Source organism: Zooshikella ganghwensis DSM 15267, assembly GCF_000428585.1.
Classification (GTDB): domain Bacteria; phylum Pseudomonadota; class Gammaproteobacteria; order Pseudomonadales; family Zooshikellaceae; genus Zooshikella; species Zooshikella ganghwensis.
On record NZ_AUAF01000108.1, the window covers coordinates 1 to 16,994 of the forward strand.

6 protein-coding genes and 1 pseudogene are annotated in these 16,994 nt (G+C 42.4%); 3 read left to right on the forward strand and 4 right to left on the reverse strand.

What is annotated here, in order from left to right; all coding sequences use genetic code 11:
- Both F607_RS30520 and F607_RS30525 read left to right on the forward strand, forming a co-directional pair.
- A pseudogene (locus F607_RS30520) lies at positions 1-232 on the forward strand (IS3 family transposase); the annotation flags it as partial.
- A 76-nt stretch (positions 233-308) separates the two neighbouring features.
- Positions 309-803, forward strand: a complete 495-nt coding sequence (locus F607_RS30525) for a DUF1287 domain-containing protein (RefSeq protein ID WP_268967645.1) — start codon at positions 309-311, stop codon at positions 801-803.
- Between the two features lie 335 nt (positions 804-1,138).
- Here the strand turns inward: F607_RS30525 and F607_RS0118830 are convergent, their stop codons facing one another.
- The 4 genes from F607_RS0118830 to F607_RS35210 all read right to left on the reverse strand — a co-directional run bounded on the left by F607_RS0118830 (position 1,139) and on the right by F607_RS35210 (position 6,149).
- The gene (locus tag F607_RS0118830) at positions 1,139-1,483 is read right to left on the reverse strand and encodes a hypothetical protein (RefSeq protein ID WP_027709330.1); all 345 of its coding nucleotides are present in this window, start codon (positions 1,481-1,483) and stop codon (positions 1,139-1,141) included.
- A gap of 33 nt (positions 1,484-1,516) precedes the next feature.
- On the reverse strand, positions 1,517-2,869 hold the full coding sequence (locus F607_RS33025) for a LamG-like jellyroll fold domain-containing protein (protein WP_027709331.1): 1,353 nt from the start codon (positions 2,867-2,869) through the stop codon (positions 1,517-1,519).
- A gap of 37 nt (positions 2,870-2,906) precedes the next feature.
- The gene (locus tag F607_RS35840) at positions 2,907-4,784 is read right to left on the reverse strand and encodes a LamG-like jellyroll fold domain-containing protein (RefSeq protein WP_051311630.1); all 1,878 of its coding nucleotides are present in this window, start codon (positions 4,782-4,784) and stop codon (positions 2,907-2,909) included.
- Positions 4,785-4,853: 69 nt separating this feature from the next.
- Positions 4,854-6,149 (reverse strand): LamG-like jellyroll fold domain-containing protein, encoded by a 1,296-nt coding sequence (locus tag F607_RS35210; protein ID WP_027709332.1) that lies wholly within the window; start codon positions 6,147-6,149, stop codon positions 4,854-4,856.
- Between the two features lie 793 nt (positions 6,150-6,942).
- Here F607_RS35210 and F607_RS0118855 point away from each other — a divergent pair.
- Positions 6,943-16,994: RHS repeat domain-containing protein (locus tag F607_RS0118855; protein WP_027709333.1), on the forward strand; the 10,052-nt coding region annotated here is incomplete at its 3' end.

The window sequence follows — 16,994 nt, forward strand, 5'->3', positions numbered from 1 at the left end:
GTTAAGTTTCGTGACTTGGTATAATCAAGTGCATCGACATAGTGGGATTCAGTTTGTGACCCCTCAAGCACGCCATGAAGGCAAAGACCACGCTATTTTGGAAAACCGTAAGGTGGTATATGAAAAAGCAAAATTGGCCAATCCAAGACGCTGGACAGGTCAAACACGTAATTGGAATCGAATTGAAAGGGTTTGGCTTAACCCTGATAACAATCAAATGCTAAATCATTAGTGTAGGTTAGTTGATGCGACAACTATCTTGACAAACAGCGATAGCGAATCAGGCTCAGAAGTTAGTTGATGCTGCTATTGAGCGAACAAATCAAAAGGTAACCTATGATGGTCGTTATGTGAAAATCCCTTACCCTAATGGGGACGTACCCAATAATATAGGTGTGTGTACTGATGTTGTTATTAGGTCATATCGAAAGCTTGGAATTGATTTGCAAAAACTTGTGCATGAAGATATGAAGCGTGCATTTAATGTATATCCTAAATTATGGGGACTAACAAAAACAGACACCAATATTGATCATCGAAGGGTTCCAAACCTGCAAACCTTTTTTAAACGGCACGGTACGATTTTACCAGTTACTGACAATGCGAGTGATTATCGGCCAGGTGATATAGTAACTTGGTTATTACCTGGAAATTTAACTCATATCGGTATAATAATTGATAAGAAAAATATTTTTAGGAACAGACCATTGGTTGTGCATAATATTGGTCATGGAACCGTTGCAGAAGATATGTTATTTGATTATAAAATAACAGGACACTATCGATATAAAATTCATAATTAAAAGTATATCTTCGCCAGGCATGCAGGCATCAAAATATTTTTAACATCTATGCGTGTCTGCCGAGATGACACGATTAATACAGTTCAATGGGTTTTGGGTTATGCCAGAGCGGTTAAAAAAATAGCCGACAAGCAGGCTTATCGGCTATATTGATGTAGGTGGGGTTCTAGAATATGACTTATTATATGCAAACTCTTGCTTGAGTTAGATAAACCCTTCACGAATCATTTTTAGGGTTTGTTGTCAGCGCTCTTCACCCCAGTCACTTATTAATATAAGCTCCGGGGGGGGCATCGCTTGACGGCCGCCCCTAAAAGTCCTTCGTTTTGGGTATATTAAAGAATATGTCCATAATTCCAGGTTTCAATAGTATTTCCCCCATAAACACCACATACACCAAGTCCGTAAGCAGTAACAAGTGAGCCACTGGCTTTTGCCGCTAAAACCATGCTTAGAACAGCTTTCCCACCGTCAGTTCCGGCATCAACTCCCAATGCGTTCTTATATGCACTATGCACAAACGTTGCAGGAGTTCCTGTTATAGGTTTATTGAAATAAACCATAGCTTTTCCATTGCCATCTACTCGTATTTGAGTAACTTTTGCATTGCTGACGTGACCAATTGAATACGCATTAGATGCTGCCAGTATAGAGAATAATGTAACGATATATTTCATCATAATTCTAACTTAAAACTACTCAGTATTATCCCATTAATTTAATAATATTAAATTAATGGCTGGGATTAATGCTGGAGTCCAGCGTCCTTCTTGATAAGGTGTAGACAGCTGCCAGGTATATGACCCGGAGGATTTCAAACAGGTTCCCTGAGTTGTACCTCTACTGGCGATAAAGGTCCATCCTTCAACACAACCACACTTGCCTTCTTTCATAATTGCAGGTTCGAGCAGCCTAAAAGGCTTACCTTGGTAAAGCCAACAGTAACCGGCAGTTGCTCCATTAGGCAAATCAGCAAATGTTTGAGGAAGTGGTCCTTTTGGACCTTTTTCACCTTTAATTCCAGGTAGACCTGTTTCACCTTTAACGCCTTTAGGGCCAGGGTCACCGGGAGGTCCTTGTTTACCTTTAATGCCTTTTGAGGAATCACTACCATCTGATCCATCAATACCTGCTATTCCATCTGGACCTTTTTTGCCAGACTTTCCTTGTTTTCCAGCATCGCCTTGCGGTCCATCTTCACCTTGAGGTCCCTGTTCCCCTTTTTCCCCAGGCTCACCCGGGTCGCCTTGATCACCCTGTTCTCCAGGTTCCCCGATGATACCTGGTGCGCCAGGTAATGCTTCAGTAACACAAGTATTTGCGTAATTAAATGAAAAGTATAAGCATAGTGCTTCAGCATAAATCAGTGGCCGAGCATACATTCGAACTTCATCTATTTCACCACTAAAAGGTGCTAATAACCCTTGAGCATCACCACCTACTGCAAATGGACCCGCATGATGACTTTGTTTAAATATCATGCCATTGAATTCACCTTCATTAGCTAAAGGTACAATAGCCCCATTTAATGATAGTGATACAGGGTTTTGGTCTTTAGTATCAATATTGACTGTGAGTAATTGCCAGTCTGATCGTGTATTTACTTTGGAAAGTGAAGTGGCTATATAACTAGAATTATGATTACCACTTGCCTGTACTTTGACTTTAATAACGCCAGATGCGGTCAAGATAACCTGAATATTTCGTGAACTTTCTTCGTACTCATAGTGTTCACTAAAAAGGACTTCATCTGAAGTGTTACTAGTAGTCAGTTTAATCCAAACAGATAAACCTAAACCATCTCTTAACAACCAGTCATTTCGTTTTAGTAGTACAAGTGGATCACTGTTAACCACAAATGAAGCACCAGATTGTCCTGCAGCGTTAAAGTGGTTATCAGAAAGATGATTAACAGTAGCTTGCCATGGATTAAATGCCTGGCTATTTAATACCTGATCACTTTCATAATTATCAAAGGACCAATAACCTTGTAAGTTCGCAGCAAAACTCATGGGAGATGATGCTAAAGCACTTAATACTAAAGGATAAATTATTTTTTGTTTCATTACGTTCTCACTTTGCATCATTATTTATAACTGATTTCTACCACCTGTTATTACCACCACTGCTATTACCCTTTGATCGTCTTCTGCTTCTATTATTACGTGTGGGATCGCCCGTATCACTGGCTTGCCACCCTGAAACAGGACCAAACATTTTAATACCACCAGACCCCCCTTGGTGAATACAATGGTTAATTGTTACACTGGTTTGTCCGGCAGGTTTAAACCCTCTAATTCGGCGATGATAGCCACCATGGTTATACCAATGAATATTTATTTCGTAGGCACTGGCTTCGGGGTGAAAGCCGCTGAAAGTCCAATTACGACAGTTTGAACCACCACCACCACCCATACTGAGTGTCTTATACTGAGGCCATAAGATTAAATGTCCATTGTCTCCTGAATCTTGAGCAGGCCATCCATCATAGGGTCCGTGCAGTGTTAGGTTTGAAGAACCGCCTTTTTGTGGACAGTGATTAAATGTAATGCTGGTCTGTCCCTCTGGTTTCGTATTTTTGATGGTACGGTGCTGGCTACCTTTACGTGACTGCCAATTAACATTTAACGTATAACTAGACACTTCTGTTGGTAAACCACTATAGGTCCAGTTTTGACAATTATTAAATGAGGTAGCAGGCATTGCTTGAGAAGCAGCATAATATGGTAATGGATTCGCATCTTTTAGGCATGTAAAGTGGCTGATACCTGATTCACCAAATAACCTGGTAAGGGGAACAGCTTCCCATCCGGCTTCACAAGAACAGATATTTTTGCCGCCTTGTTGCAGTGTCATCGCAGGAGTTTCAACAGAAAGAATCTGGTTATTATTAATGACACAGGAGCCTGCTGTTGTATTTTTCGGTAACGCCAGAATAGTTTGTCCTTTTAAGCCAGCGTCTCCACGATCACCTTTTTCACCGCTAGGGCCTTTATCTCCAGAATCACCTTGTTTACCTCTAGGCCCCTGTGGTCCGGGATCACCATCTGGACCAGGCTTGCCATCTTGACCGGGTTGGCCCTGTTTTCCTGGTGGACCTTGTTCGCCTTGCGTACCTGTTTTACCTTGAGGGCCTGTATTACCTACAGGACCTTGATTACCTTTAGCGCCATCTTCTCCTTGCGCTCCTTTTTTTCCTTCTTCACCTTTATTGCCTGGAATACCACGAGTGCCTTTAGGACCTTCAGCGAACTGCCAACAGTCTTCGCCTTGATTAAAAAGGCATTGATTCTCGAAAAATGAAAGCGAGCGATCATAAATACTCAGCTGGTCTATTAAGCCAGTAAAGTTTTTAACTGTGCTATCTGTTGATAAACCTATTTCAATAGCGCTATCGTTTTTTAGTTGTGTACCGTTGAACTGGCTTGAGTCAATGGTTTTGTTAAAGATAACAGGACGGCCATTAATGACTATATGTAAAGGTTGTGGCTGCTCTTTATCAAAAGAGATAGAAAAATGCTGCCAACGTTGCAAATCAGTAATAGTTTCGCTGTGTACTTTAGCTGTGATCCCTTGGCCTGATTTAAGTACTAATTCTAGTGTATTGTCTACAACTTGGAGTTGATAGCCAGTTTGAGTTTCATGATTCATTTTTCGAATCAATGAAAATGTTTTTTGGGTAGCATCAGGCTTAAACCAAAAACTCACGGCATGTGAATTATCGCCTAACCAGCTATTGGGAATAACAAGCGAGGCTAACTCTTGGTTGAACCTAAGGGATTTATTACGCTTTCCTTCCTCTGCAAGTAAAGTGTTCTCAGGTAACTGTAAATTATTTACATTACTGCTTTGATCAATAATTTGCTGTGCTTCGATTTTATCAAAATTCCATAGTCCTACAGGTTTTTGCTGAGCACTAGCAGGAAAGGCTGCAGTTGTACAACTTAAAAATAAAAGTGTACTAAGTGTATTTTTTCGCATCTTTTAAAACTCATTCACTGTTCTTTGGTGCTTAACATAATTATTTAAAGTATTTTTAAAAGCTGATAATTAATTTTTAATACACCAAGAGGCATTAACATCTCCCACTCGAGTCCAGCCCGATGCACAGCTGCAGGCATTTAAGTACTGGTTATTATGACGATAAGTGTAGGTTGATGCTGCAGTGCCATAATGTAGCGTAATTGTTTGGTTAGCTTTATTTATTTGGCAAAAGCCTGATAAAGATCCTTTAGGTAAATCCTGGTAGGAATCTGCAATAGGACCTGCATCACCTCTTGGCCCTGGCTCACCTTGTGGACCTCTCACACCAGGTAAACCTTGCTGGCCATCTGGTCCTTTGGGACCTGTTTTACCCACGCCGGGTTGGCCTTCTAATCCTGGCAATCCTGATTTACCTTGTGGTCCTTGAGGGCCAGTCTCTCCTTGCGGGCCTTGAGGACCTTGCTCTCCTTGATCTCCAGGTTTACCTTGTTTTCCTTGTGGGCCTTGTTCACCTTTAGGACCTTGTGGGCCTTTTATTCCTTTTTCACCCTGTGGTCCTTGTTGGATAGGAATAAGGCAGTTTAAACCCAGCTGGCTTAAGCAGTATGACTCTACAGGATTAATGATATTTTGAAATAAATAGACCTCGTCAATTTTCCCTTGAAAATTTTCAGGTGGAGTCATTACGGTGTTCGAATCAAATAAAGAAGGATCAACATAACCAATATTAAAGACTGATGTTGACTGATGTGTTGGTAATCTGATTAATGAGTTATCGATACTTTCAAGGTCGCTTTCAAAGCCATTAACAGTCATTAGGATGGATTGCAAAGATACTCCGGTATTATAGCCTATACTTAGATGTTGCCATTTTCCGGGTTCAATTTTCTGTTTGCTCTTTATGTGGAGTGAATTAATGTTTTCATCAACAATGACAACATTTATAAATAATTCTTCATCTAAAAATGCAGTAACGCCAGAATTATTTAAAGCAATGCGAGAAAAAATGGTTTGGCTTATACCTGTTTCAGGAATATATATCCAGGCAGCAAATGCAAAGGGTTCTTCCAGTGTCCAGTTATCACCTACATTAAACTCCATAGATGAGCTGCTGTCGTTAAACTGTGCAGCATAACCCTGAATACCTTCAGCAAAAGAAATATCGCCATTTAATGTTGATGAATGGTTGAACTCACTGTGGTCTCGCACATCTTTATAGTCGAATGACCAGTAACCCACTTGTTTTTTTGGCCAGTTGCCTACATTGGATGGATCGAAAGGATCATTGGCTAATGCCACTGATGCGCCACATAGTAAAGCGCTATAGCTTATTATCTTGCTTAATTTGCGTAAAAGACGCATACACAAAACCCTGATAGTTGCAAAAGTTTTAACAGTTAAAAGGTGCTTTATAATCTTCATGCCCATAGATTTACTGAGATAAGCTATGGAGAAAAACACCTAAAAATAGTGAAATTATCAGACGATGAAGTGTTCAAAGGACAATGACTTAGTGTGTATTCAAGGTTTATGTGCAAAAGAGAATGACACATTTTACACGCTAATGGGTGCTTAAGGGTTGATCTAACAACAGTGTGATTATTTTTCAGTGAGTGGCAGGTTCATATGATACCTGATTCTAAACTTGTTGCAATTCTATACAACGCTATACAACAAGAAGTGTCTGTGGAACTAAAGTTGTTGAGGATATTTTTTACCACTTATCCGTTTATATGATCCATTTATCCTGTAATTTTTTGGCTATTTAGTTGAAAAGTGTCAGTAAGATGATGATTAATAAGGATATTATTTTTACGCTTGAATTCGTTGCGCAAAAAATAAACAAAAATGGCGCTGAACAAAATTCTATAAACAATGGATATATAAAATAAGTAAGTGAAGTTTTTGTAAGACATGATACGACTGTACTAGCTGGTTGTGGTTTAACAACGGTATTGTGTTTTTATTTGACAGTGTTTGGTATTAATTAAGATGGCAAATATTTTCATTGATTAGGCTAATACCCTTCATAAATGATTTTTTCGTTTTTGATGCTCTAACCATCTTTAATTAAAAAAATAATGTGCTTATCAGGTATTGATAAGTAAACAGCATACGTTGCTGTCACCAATTACCTTTGTGAGAAAAGATTTTTATGGTTGCGTTAGTATCTGGATCTAATCTTGGATTATTTAATCATTTAGTACTAGGAAATGGGGCTGGTAGTAAAGTAGGTCAGGGTAATAACCAAGTCTTTCTTAATGCAGCAACTGGTAACCTGATTTTACAACAACATTCGGATGAGCTTTCTGCATTAGGACTGGATACACAGCTAACACAAACTTATAACAGTCAGGGGCAGCATAACGATGCGCGCAATCAATCCTGGTTGCTGAATCAGCACCGCTATTTAACAGACCTCCCAGAAAAAGCCACTGCAGGGAGTAAGTTACGTCGAGCCAATGGTGATGGTAGCTTTAGTGAGTATCACTTTGATAGTGAAAAGCAAGCTTATATTTCCACTGATGGTGGTGGTGCTCATGATCAGATTAGATTTGATCATGAGAAAAAGCTATGGATTTGGCAAGAAGGTACTTCAGGTGTAGTAGAGCACTATAATTCAGACGGTCAGCTGGTCAGTCGAAAAGATAGAGATGGACACCTACTGAACTTTAGTTACGAAAACAATCTGTTAAATCGTATTACGGATGCATCAGGGCAGCAGACGATACTCAGTTATATTCAAGTATCAGGGAAAACACTGCTGAGCCAAGTTGCAACGAGTTATGTTAATGACCAAGGTAAAACACAAGAAACTATTAATCAGCGATTTGAATATGATCAGCAAGGAAGGTTATCAGCAGTTATTATCGATCTCACACCTGAAGATAATACAATTGCTGATGGCAATGTTTTTCGTACTGACTATCAATATGACGGCAACAGTTTACGCATTAAGCAAATTGCGCAGAGCGATGGTGTCATCCAACAATTTACCTATAAAAAAATAGACGAACAGTATCGTATTGTTCGTATTGAAGATGGTAAGGGCGTTGGAGTTACTCTTGATTATAACACTTCTCAGCGACTGACAACGGTTAAAAATGATAAAGGTGAAACATCCTTTTACCGCTTTGATGAACAGGATCGTTTAACATCAATCACTCAGCCTGCAGTTAATCACCAGCGACCCGTATTGTCTTATACCTATGATGAAGCTGGAAATATTACCTCAGTAACAGATGCTAAAGGTCAAGTTACACAGCGACAGTATGATGATGCAGGCAATTTACTGACTGAAGTTATAGGTAATCAGGTTAATTATTTTCGCTATAACGAGCATAATCAAATAATTGCTAAGGCAAACTATGCGTTAGCAAAACCTGGCACTATTGATGATATAGGCCATTTGGCAGACCTTCCTGAAAATGCTGCTATAACGAGAATGGTTTACGATCAACAAGGTCACTTACGTTATACAATCAGTGCTGAAGGGCGTATTCAAGCTTGGGATTATAATGCTCAGGGCTTAATGGTTGAGCACAGAGTCTACTCAAACGTAAAATTTTCACTGGCTGATTACACGGCTGAAAAAAATATTTCGCTATCAGCTATTGATACTTTTTTAAATGACCAGCCACAAGCACAGTATCAAAGAACAACCCATGATTATGATGCCCGTGGTATGGTGGCACGCATTACTCAATGGTCCGGTAATCAAGCTCAGCAAAAAACACACTATATTTATAGTGCATATGGTCAATTACTTAAAACCATCAATGATAAAGGTGTGGTAGAACAATTTACCTATGATGGACTGGGGCGTGTACTGAGCAAAGAGAAAGCAGGCCAGCGTTTAAGTACAGTACAATATAACGATGCGCAGCAGGCAATTGTCACCACAACAGTAAATGGTTTATCGACAACGCAAGTATTTGACTCTGCTGGTCGCTTAGTGACAGAGTCAACCGTCACGACGGATGAAACGGTTACTGGAAAACAACGACTGTTTTATGATGAAGCTGGTCGTTTAGTGGCAAAAGAAGCTGCAGATGGTGCGCGTAGCTACCTGTTTTATAATGAGGCAGGGCAAAAAGCCGGGACCATTGATGAAACGGGTAAACTGACTCGTTTTAGTTATGATGCTAATGGTTTGCTCATTGCAACAAGAGAATATAGTACTCACGTTGATACTTCTGCATTAGTTGCACAGGAAGGGGAAATTAATTTAAAGCTGATGAAGCTTACGGCATGGTTACCTGCTGAATCAGCTGCAGACCGTACCTCATATGCTATTTATGATGCACAAGGACGAGAGCAGTATGCGATTGATGCTGAAGGACTTGTCACTGAGACGATTTATAATGCTCAAGGAAAACAGATAGCTAAACATCGTTATGAACAGCCATTATCCAGTGAGCAGTTAACTGATGCCGCTAATTATTCCGCTGGTGATATAAATCGTCTTATTGGTAGTTATAGCTATGTGCTCATGGATAATACTACCTGGACGACAGATCGGCAGCCTAATCAGCCTTATACTTATACATCAAGTGCATTACTGCAGCATAGAGAGCTACATGCTTATGAAGACATATTGAAACTGTCTGGAGAGCGTGTAAATCGTAATCCAGTTCAGCCTTACTCTGTACTGACAGGTTATGACTATACCCTAAGGTCAGTGCAAAAAGCTGACGCACAAACCCTGCAATTAGTGGGTGCGCGAGTTTCAGAGCAGCCTATGGTTAAGGTGGAAGGGCAAGCTCAGCCCATTGCTTCTTCAGCAATATCCCTTGCATTAACCCATGAAGGTGCTTCAGCAAAATTAACATCACTATCTGCAGCATTTAGCGTGAATAAAAGTAATGCTTCGGACTATTGGCAAGGTGATCAGCGTTTTATAAAGCCTACAGATCATGGTTTTGATATTACACAGCCGGGCAGTAAAAACTCTGCTCGCAAGGTTACCTTAAAAAGCCAGAGATCTTATCTCACTACAAAGGGTTATCATTTAAAAACAGATGTTAAAATAAGCGACACATCTGGTTCATTAATACTTACGGTTAACGGTGATAATGGTAAACAGCACAGAGTACGTCTAATTGCTGGCAAAATGGTTGTCTTCCAGGGTATTAAAATGGGGCGTGCACAACAGAGATATAGAACGCCTTATTCCGCAGGTGAAACCTATACCATTGAGTTTGAAGTAAATGCAGATAGTACAACCGCTTACTTTTATCCTAAAGGTAAAACCCGTGCAGAGGGTTTTAGTCAGCGACTAGAAAATCATGGCTTTAAGTCTGTCAATGTTGAGTTATTTGCAACAGGTGTCATAAATGATGATGACCAGACTGTTGCCTTTATCGGTTTTCAAGAGCAAGGCCAGCTGGCTTTAGATAGCTACCAATTACGCTATCGCGTAGCAGGAACAGAAAATTTCACTCCAGTAAGCCTTAATGAAGAACAGGAGTTTGCCTGGAATAACTGGCCAGAAGGACAAGCTTACGAGCTGGAGTTAACAGATAAAGAAACGGGTAAGGTATACCTTGCGCAAACTACGGGCACTGCAGAAACACTGCAGTTTAAACCTGAGCAGGATAATACAGCTCCTGCAACTTCGGGTGTATTTATCAATAATATGGTGCCCAAAGGACAATGGACACATTACCAGCAAATTACCACCAAAGTATTTAATGCTGAAGGTCAGTTGGTTGGTGAAGGTACTATTTCGCCTGCTGATTTTGCCGAGTACCAAGGTCAAATAAAAATTGGGGATCAGCTTTTATCCGCAGGACAATATCAGCTTGAAATTATTTTTACGGATAACCGCGGTAAGCAATTAGCTCCGGTAAGCATGGGTTACCAAGTTGGTGATACTAATACTTCATTCCAGCAGTCTTTACAGTGGTTATCACCTAAAAAAACAGGTGAGCTTGATGTGTTACGTGTGCGAAAAGTGGGGAGTAATGATTGGCAAACATTGACTATTACCCAAGATGTCCTAGGAAAAAATAAGGCTGATTTAACATCGTTAGCGCTTGGCCAATATGAATATCAAATTAATTATTTAAATAATGATGGTCAGATTAGTTATCAATTAACAGGTAGTATTGATACGACTCGATCAGGTGATACAACACACTCTGGTATTACAAGTGTAGAAGCTGAAGCAGAAAGCATAACGTACCAACAAGTACATAATAAATATGATGTATTGCAAGGTGTTATATCGGCAGAAGAACAACAAAATCTGGAAAAAATTGATTGTATTACTTATCGGAAGGATGGTCGCTATCCACTTGCCGAAAATACAATTACTATCGATGATTGGGTGAACTTTAAAGGCGACGTCACTTTACTTCCCCATCATGTCAATAATCGTCCTTTACTGAAGAATGGTGAAGGCTATCGCGTTGAAATTAATCTCCACTATAAAGATGGTACTGTTATTACCAAGGCGCCGATTGAGTTTGAGTTTGGAGATGATTTTTATACCGTCAATCAAACCCTACGCTGGCCCGTTATTGAATCACATATTCCTTTTACAGAGCGTCATGAGTTTCGCTATCGAGTGAATGATGGTTCGAAGGATGAGTTTATCTCTGTGCCTGTGGTACGAGAAGGCGATGAGTTTGTTGTTCAGCTGACAGGATTGATTCCAGGTGAAGGCTATGAATATCGCATTAAGCATCTTGATGACCAGTCAGCACACATTGGTGGGGGAGAGTATGATGTGGAGCTGTGGGGACTGTTTTCAGCTAAGTTAGGGCAGTCAACCAAAGATATTAATGTTAGTTATGATCGCATCATTTCTGAACCTGCTGATAGTGGTGCATTAACAGGTGTTATTTCAGCCGAAGAAGCAAAGCTGATTGACTCTGTTCAAGTCTCGGTTCGTCAAGCGCAGGCTGATGGTAGCGAAGAGACTTTGAGTCGTGCTGAAACTTACATTAGTAGTTATAAAAATTATCAGGGTGAAGTTAACTTAGGCATGCCTGGCGGGTTAAAACCCGGAAAATACACTATCGTCGTACAAAAATTCTATCGAAATGGTGAAGTAAAACATGAGCGCTTTGACTATGAAGTAGGTGCTCAGCCACAGCTAAATAAAACACATCGGCTTCGCATTCCTGTGGCTAACTTGCCCGTTGATATTAATCAACCAAATGTACAACTCAGCTATCGCTTAAAGCAATTAGGTGAGGCGTTTACTGCAATTGATGTAAATAGTATTCGCTCTGCAGATGGGCAATATCTTGAATTAAATTTAGACCAGTCTCGAGAAGCCGCTTATGATTTTGATTTAAAAATTGTCAGTGATCAGGGGGAATTTCAAGGCCGTGCTTCGGTGATATTGGATGCTAATACGGATGGTAATTATTTACTGAAGTTTGGTGATAAGTTAGGGAATGATATTGCTGGGCGTTTTACCCATCGTTTGTACAGCCAAGATGGTTTACTGGTCGGTGAGCTGGATGCTGAAGGCTTTTTAGTCGAGCATCGTTATGATGCCGCAGGGCAAAAAATTAGCACGACACGTTATGCCAATGCTACAGGTTATCCAAGTAAACAGCAGTTATTTTTAGATATTAATACGCTGAGGCCAGAGGTTAGTGTTAATGATCAAACCACACATTTTATTTACGATGATTTAGGCCAGCATGTTGCTACGGTCGATGCTGAAGGTTATTTGACGGAAACTGTTTACGATAGTTTAGGCCAAGTTGCACAAATTATTGGTTATCGACAACGGATTAATTATCAACAACAAACCCTGACTGAATTACGCGTATTAGCGACAGGTAGTGAACCTAACCGTGTGGAACATCACGAGTATGATGATCGTGGACGTCTGATAAAACAGACGGCGGCAAATGGTTTGGTCACGCATAATGAATATGATGTGATGGGTAACTTAATCACCGTTACTCAAGGCCAGACAAGTGATCATAGTCAGATACGCTATCAAACTAAACGTTATGATCAATTAGGTCGTGTCACGGCAGAATTAACAGCAACGGGTGCTAAGCAGCTCGCAGCAGCTACCACAGATGCTGAACGTGAAATCATTTGGCAAAAACAAGCCACTTTATTTTCATATAATGAGCGTGGCTGGTTAATCAGTAAAACTTACCCAGAAGTTAATGCACTCGAAAATGGACAAAATAAAAGTCATCCTCAGCATTTAACACAATGGTTTTTTTATAATAAAGGTGGACAGCTTCGTTTTAGCATTAGTAGCCAAGGGGCAGTGAAAGAGCTACGTTATAATACCCTTGGTGAAAAAATAGCGAGCATTGACTATGCCACTGCGTTACCTGTTAATAATGCATTATCGGGTGGGCTTGCAGGTGGATTGGAAAGCACAGAATTACGTGAAAAAATAAAAGGCATTGCAAACCCTGAGCAAGATCAAGTTACTCATTTTGAATATAACAAACGTGGCTTATTAGCTAAGTCGACAACCGCCAGTGGTAGTGTCAGCCAATATCAATACAACAGTTTTGGTGAAGTCAGCAGGCTGGCAAAAAGTATTCAAGCCGCAAACAACCAATTTCAAATCGCATCTTTTGAATATGATTTACGTGGGTTAGCCATTACTAAAACGCTGTCTGTTGAGGGTTTAACAGAAAATGGTCTAACCCAAACAGAAACCATCACCTACGATGCCTTTCAGCGAAAAACCAAAGTGCAGCAAGGCGAATTTATTCGTCAACAATTTAGTTATAACCGCTTAAACCAACTTGTCAGCGAGCTTAATGCAGCTGGTGATGCAACGCAGGTCGCGTATGATGCATTTGGTCGTAAAGTATCCGTGACGGATCGCCAAGGCAATACCACCTCTTATCACTATGATGATCAACAACATCAGTTGAAAGTGGTGTCTGCTACAGGTGAACAGCTTATTACACAATACGACCAGTTTGGTGAAAAAGCAGCTTTAATTGATGCCGTTGGGACACGCACTGAGTACCACTATGATGAAGCAGGACGCGTTCAGCAGATTACTCAACACAGTGCAGACGGTGAACTGTTAAAAACCATTGAGCAGCATGAATACAATACACTGGGTTGGCAGCAGAAAACGGTAGCGGCTAATGGACTCGTTACGACCTATCAATATGATGTGGCTGGAAAGCTGCTGCGACAAACTGTTGACCCTGAGGGTAAAGCACAAGTCACTTCTCATGAAGTGGATGTGCGTGGCCGAGTGATTAAAACCACCACGCCAAATGGTGTGCAAACGTTAACTGCGTATGATGCTGAAGGTCGGGTAAGTCAAATCACCCGACAAGCTGGAGGGCAGCAACGTATCACTCGTTATCGCTATGATGAGCAAGGCAATAAAGTGGCTGAGCAAACATATTCAGCATCACTTGTTAATGGTCATCAGAGCGAACTTAAGCTCTGGCGGGAAAACCACTACCAATATGATGGTTTGGGTAGATTACAGACTAAGGTTGTTGACCCTAGTGGTTTAGCGCAAACCACCCGTTACCAATATGACGAGCAAAATAAACTTATTGCTGAAACCAATAGCTTGGGGCAAACCACTTACCATGCCTATAACATAGATAATCAGCGTATTTACTCAGTTGATGCTGAAGGTGGCGTAACGCTTGTTAAATACACCAAAACCGGTCAAGTATGGTTAACAGAACAGCTGGCCAAACCAATCAATACCGAAGGGCTTGAGTTTGCACTTAAGCAGGCCCGTGAGCCAAGAGTGGTTATTGAGCAGCGTATTACTGATCGTAGCTCGCCACAGCAGACTGAGCATAATCATCGCAGTTATACCCTCTATGATGCTGATGGTCGTAAAGCCATGACCATCGATAACCTTGGGGGTGTTACTGAGTTTGTCTATAACAGCCGAGGTGCGTTGGCTCAAACCATACGCTATACACAGCGCCTGTCTGATATTCAGCAGTTGGCAGAAACTCAGGATTTGGCAGCCGCTAAAGCGCAAGTTCGTGCTGCAACTACAGATGACAAGCCTGCGTATACCCAAACCACGTTGTTCGATCAGTTGGGACAAGCTCGGTTTATGGTTGATGCCAACGGTAGCCTGACTGAAAAACAATATGATATCAGTGGGCAGCTGGTGCGTGAACTGAAGTATGACCTAGCTGCTGTTGAAGCGTTGAAATTGGATAAGGTCAACTTACTTGAACTCTCTGATCAGCAGTTAGAGGCTAAACTACAAGCTTGGCTGGCTGCAAGTGAAACGACTGAAAGCGGAGAAACAGTTGAGCACCAGCTTAACTATCAGCAGACGGACTATATCTACAATCAGTTGGGCCAGACTTGCTTCACTATTGATGCGGCTGGTCACATAAACCGTTTGAGTTATGACCAGGCGGGTCAGGTGGTTGCCAGTTACCGTTACCAGCAACCATTGAGTAGTGAGTTGCGGCAGGGGGGACGTTTAGGCCAACCATTAGCTTTGGCTCAGCTTACCGAGTATGTTGCAGAGCATAATGCGACCGTTGAGGCCAAGCAGTATGTTTATGATGCGGCAGGGCGTAAACAATTTGAAATCGATAGTATGGGCTATGTTACGGCCTTCAGTTATGACGCTCTGGACCAGCTGTTAAGTACTACTCGTTATACACAGCCTATCAGTTTTGACCCTTCACCTACTGAAGCATCAGTTAATCAGGCTACCCAAAAACTGCATGGTGTATCTACCCGCCAACACTATGATGCACTAGGCCGCACCCAACTGGAAATCGATGCCCTGGGCCATGTGACCGCCCATGAATACGATGCCTTAGGCCAGTTGCGCCGTACGGTGCGTTACGCTCAAGCGTTGGATGAAGGGCTACGTAATGGCTCGACTGCGGAGATTGCCGCGCGGTTGTCGGGACTGAGTCATGCGCAGGACCAGGCGACGGTGTATCGCTATGATGCCGCCGGCCATAAAACCGCATTGATAACTGGGGCGGCCAGTGCGGTCACCTTAGGCTTGAGCGAAGACCAGCTGCAGGCGGGGTTAGCGTCAGGTCAGCTGCGCGCCGAGTTCTATGAATACGATGCCCTGGGTCAACGGACTGTGCTACGCCAAGCCACGGCGGAGGGCGACTTCCGCACGCTGTTCTACTACGACAGCAAAGGCCAACTGACCCGTGAGTTGAAGCAGGTCAATGCCGAGCAGGGTTACCTGACGGTGTTCGACTACGATGCCTTTGGCAATAAGATTTTCGAGAACCGTTACAGTGGTTTGCTCCCCATGGCGCTGGGTGCCAATCAGTCGCGTTCCTTGGTCTATGCCGACCGTATTGTCCGTTTCCGTTACGATGCCTTGAATCGTCTGGTCGCCGAAACCGTGCCCAGTGCCGATGGTAATGGCCACGAGACCCAGTATCAGTACGATGCCTTTGGCAACCTGACCTTAAAAACCGAAGCGGCGGGTATGCAGGCCGAGCGTCGCACCGCCTATCGCTATGATGAGCGTAACCAAAAAATCGCAGAGATCACCGCGCTGGGCACGGAAGCCGCGGCAGAGACCCAGTACCGTTATGATGCCCTGGGTCGGGTCAGTGCCATTGTCGATGCCCGGGGTGTGGCCCTGGTTCAAGACGACAGTGACTGGGCATTGGCCGAGCGTGCGCGGTTAGGCATCGTCAATACCGTCACCACCGCAGACGGGCAAACGCGGCCGGGTGGGGCTAAGCGCGCGCATGAACTGACCGAGGAGGATATCGCCACCCTACAAGCCGCGTATACCAGCGAGCAGACCTTTGATGCAGCCGGGCGCAAGATTGCTGAGCGTGATCCACTGGGCCATGAGACTCACACCGTTTACGACGCCTTTGGCAACATCATCAAGGCCACCGATCCCCGTGGTCAGGTGGGTTACTTCTTTTACGATGCCAATAACCGTTTGCGGTTACAGATTGATCCTAAAGGCTACGCCACCGAAACCCGCTATGATGCGTTTGGTCAGGTAGTAAGCACCTACCAGTATCAGCAGGCACTGGATCTCAGTGGCGGTGCTATCACTGAACAGAGTGACCTGACCGCGCTGATCAGCCAGCTGCAAGCCTCGGTGGATAGTGGTTCAGGCAGTGCTTCGGATAAGGTCATTGTCCAGCAGCATACCTTGAATGCCTTTGGTCAAATCCTGAGTTCGACACAAGCCGGCGTCACCACCACCTTCAGCTATGATGCCCAAGGTAACAAGCTCACCGCTACCGATGGCAA

Excerpts from the sequence above, each read along its gene's own strand:
- F607_RS33025 (WP_027709331.1), bottom strand. The coding sequence starts at position 2,869 with ATGAAACAAAAAATAATTTATCCTTTAGTATTAAGTGCTTTAGCATCA.
- F607_RS35210 (WP_027709332.1), bottom strand. The coding sequence starts at position 6,149 with ATGCGTCTTTTACGCAAATTAAGCAAGATAATAAGCTATAGCGCTTTA.
- F607_RS35840 (WP_051311630.1), bottom strand. The coding sequence starts at position 4,784 with ATGCGAAAAAATACACTTAGTACACTTTTATTTTTAAGTTGTACAACT.
- F607_RS0118830 (WP_027709330.1), bottom strand. The coding sequence starts at position 1,483 with ATGATGAAATATATCGTTACATTATTCTCTATACTGGCAGCATCTAAT.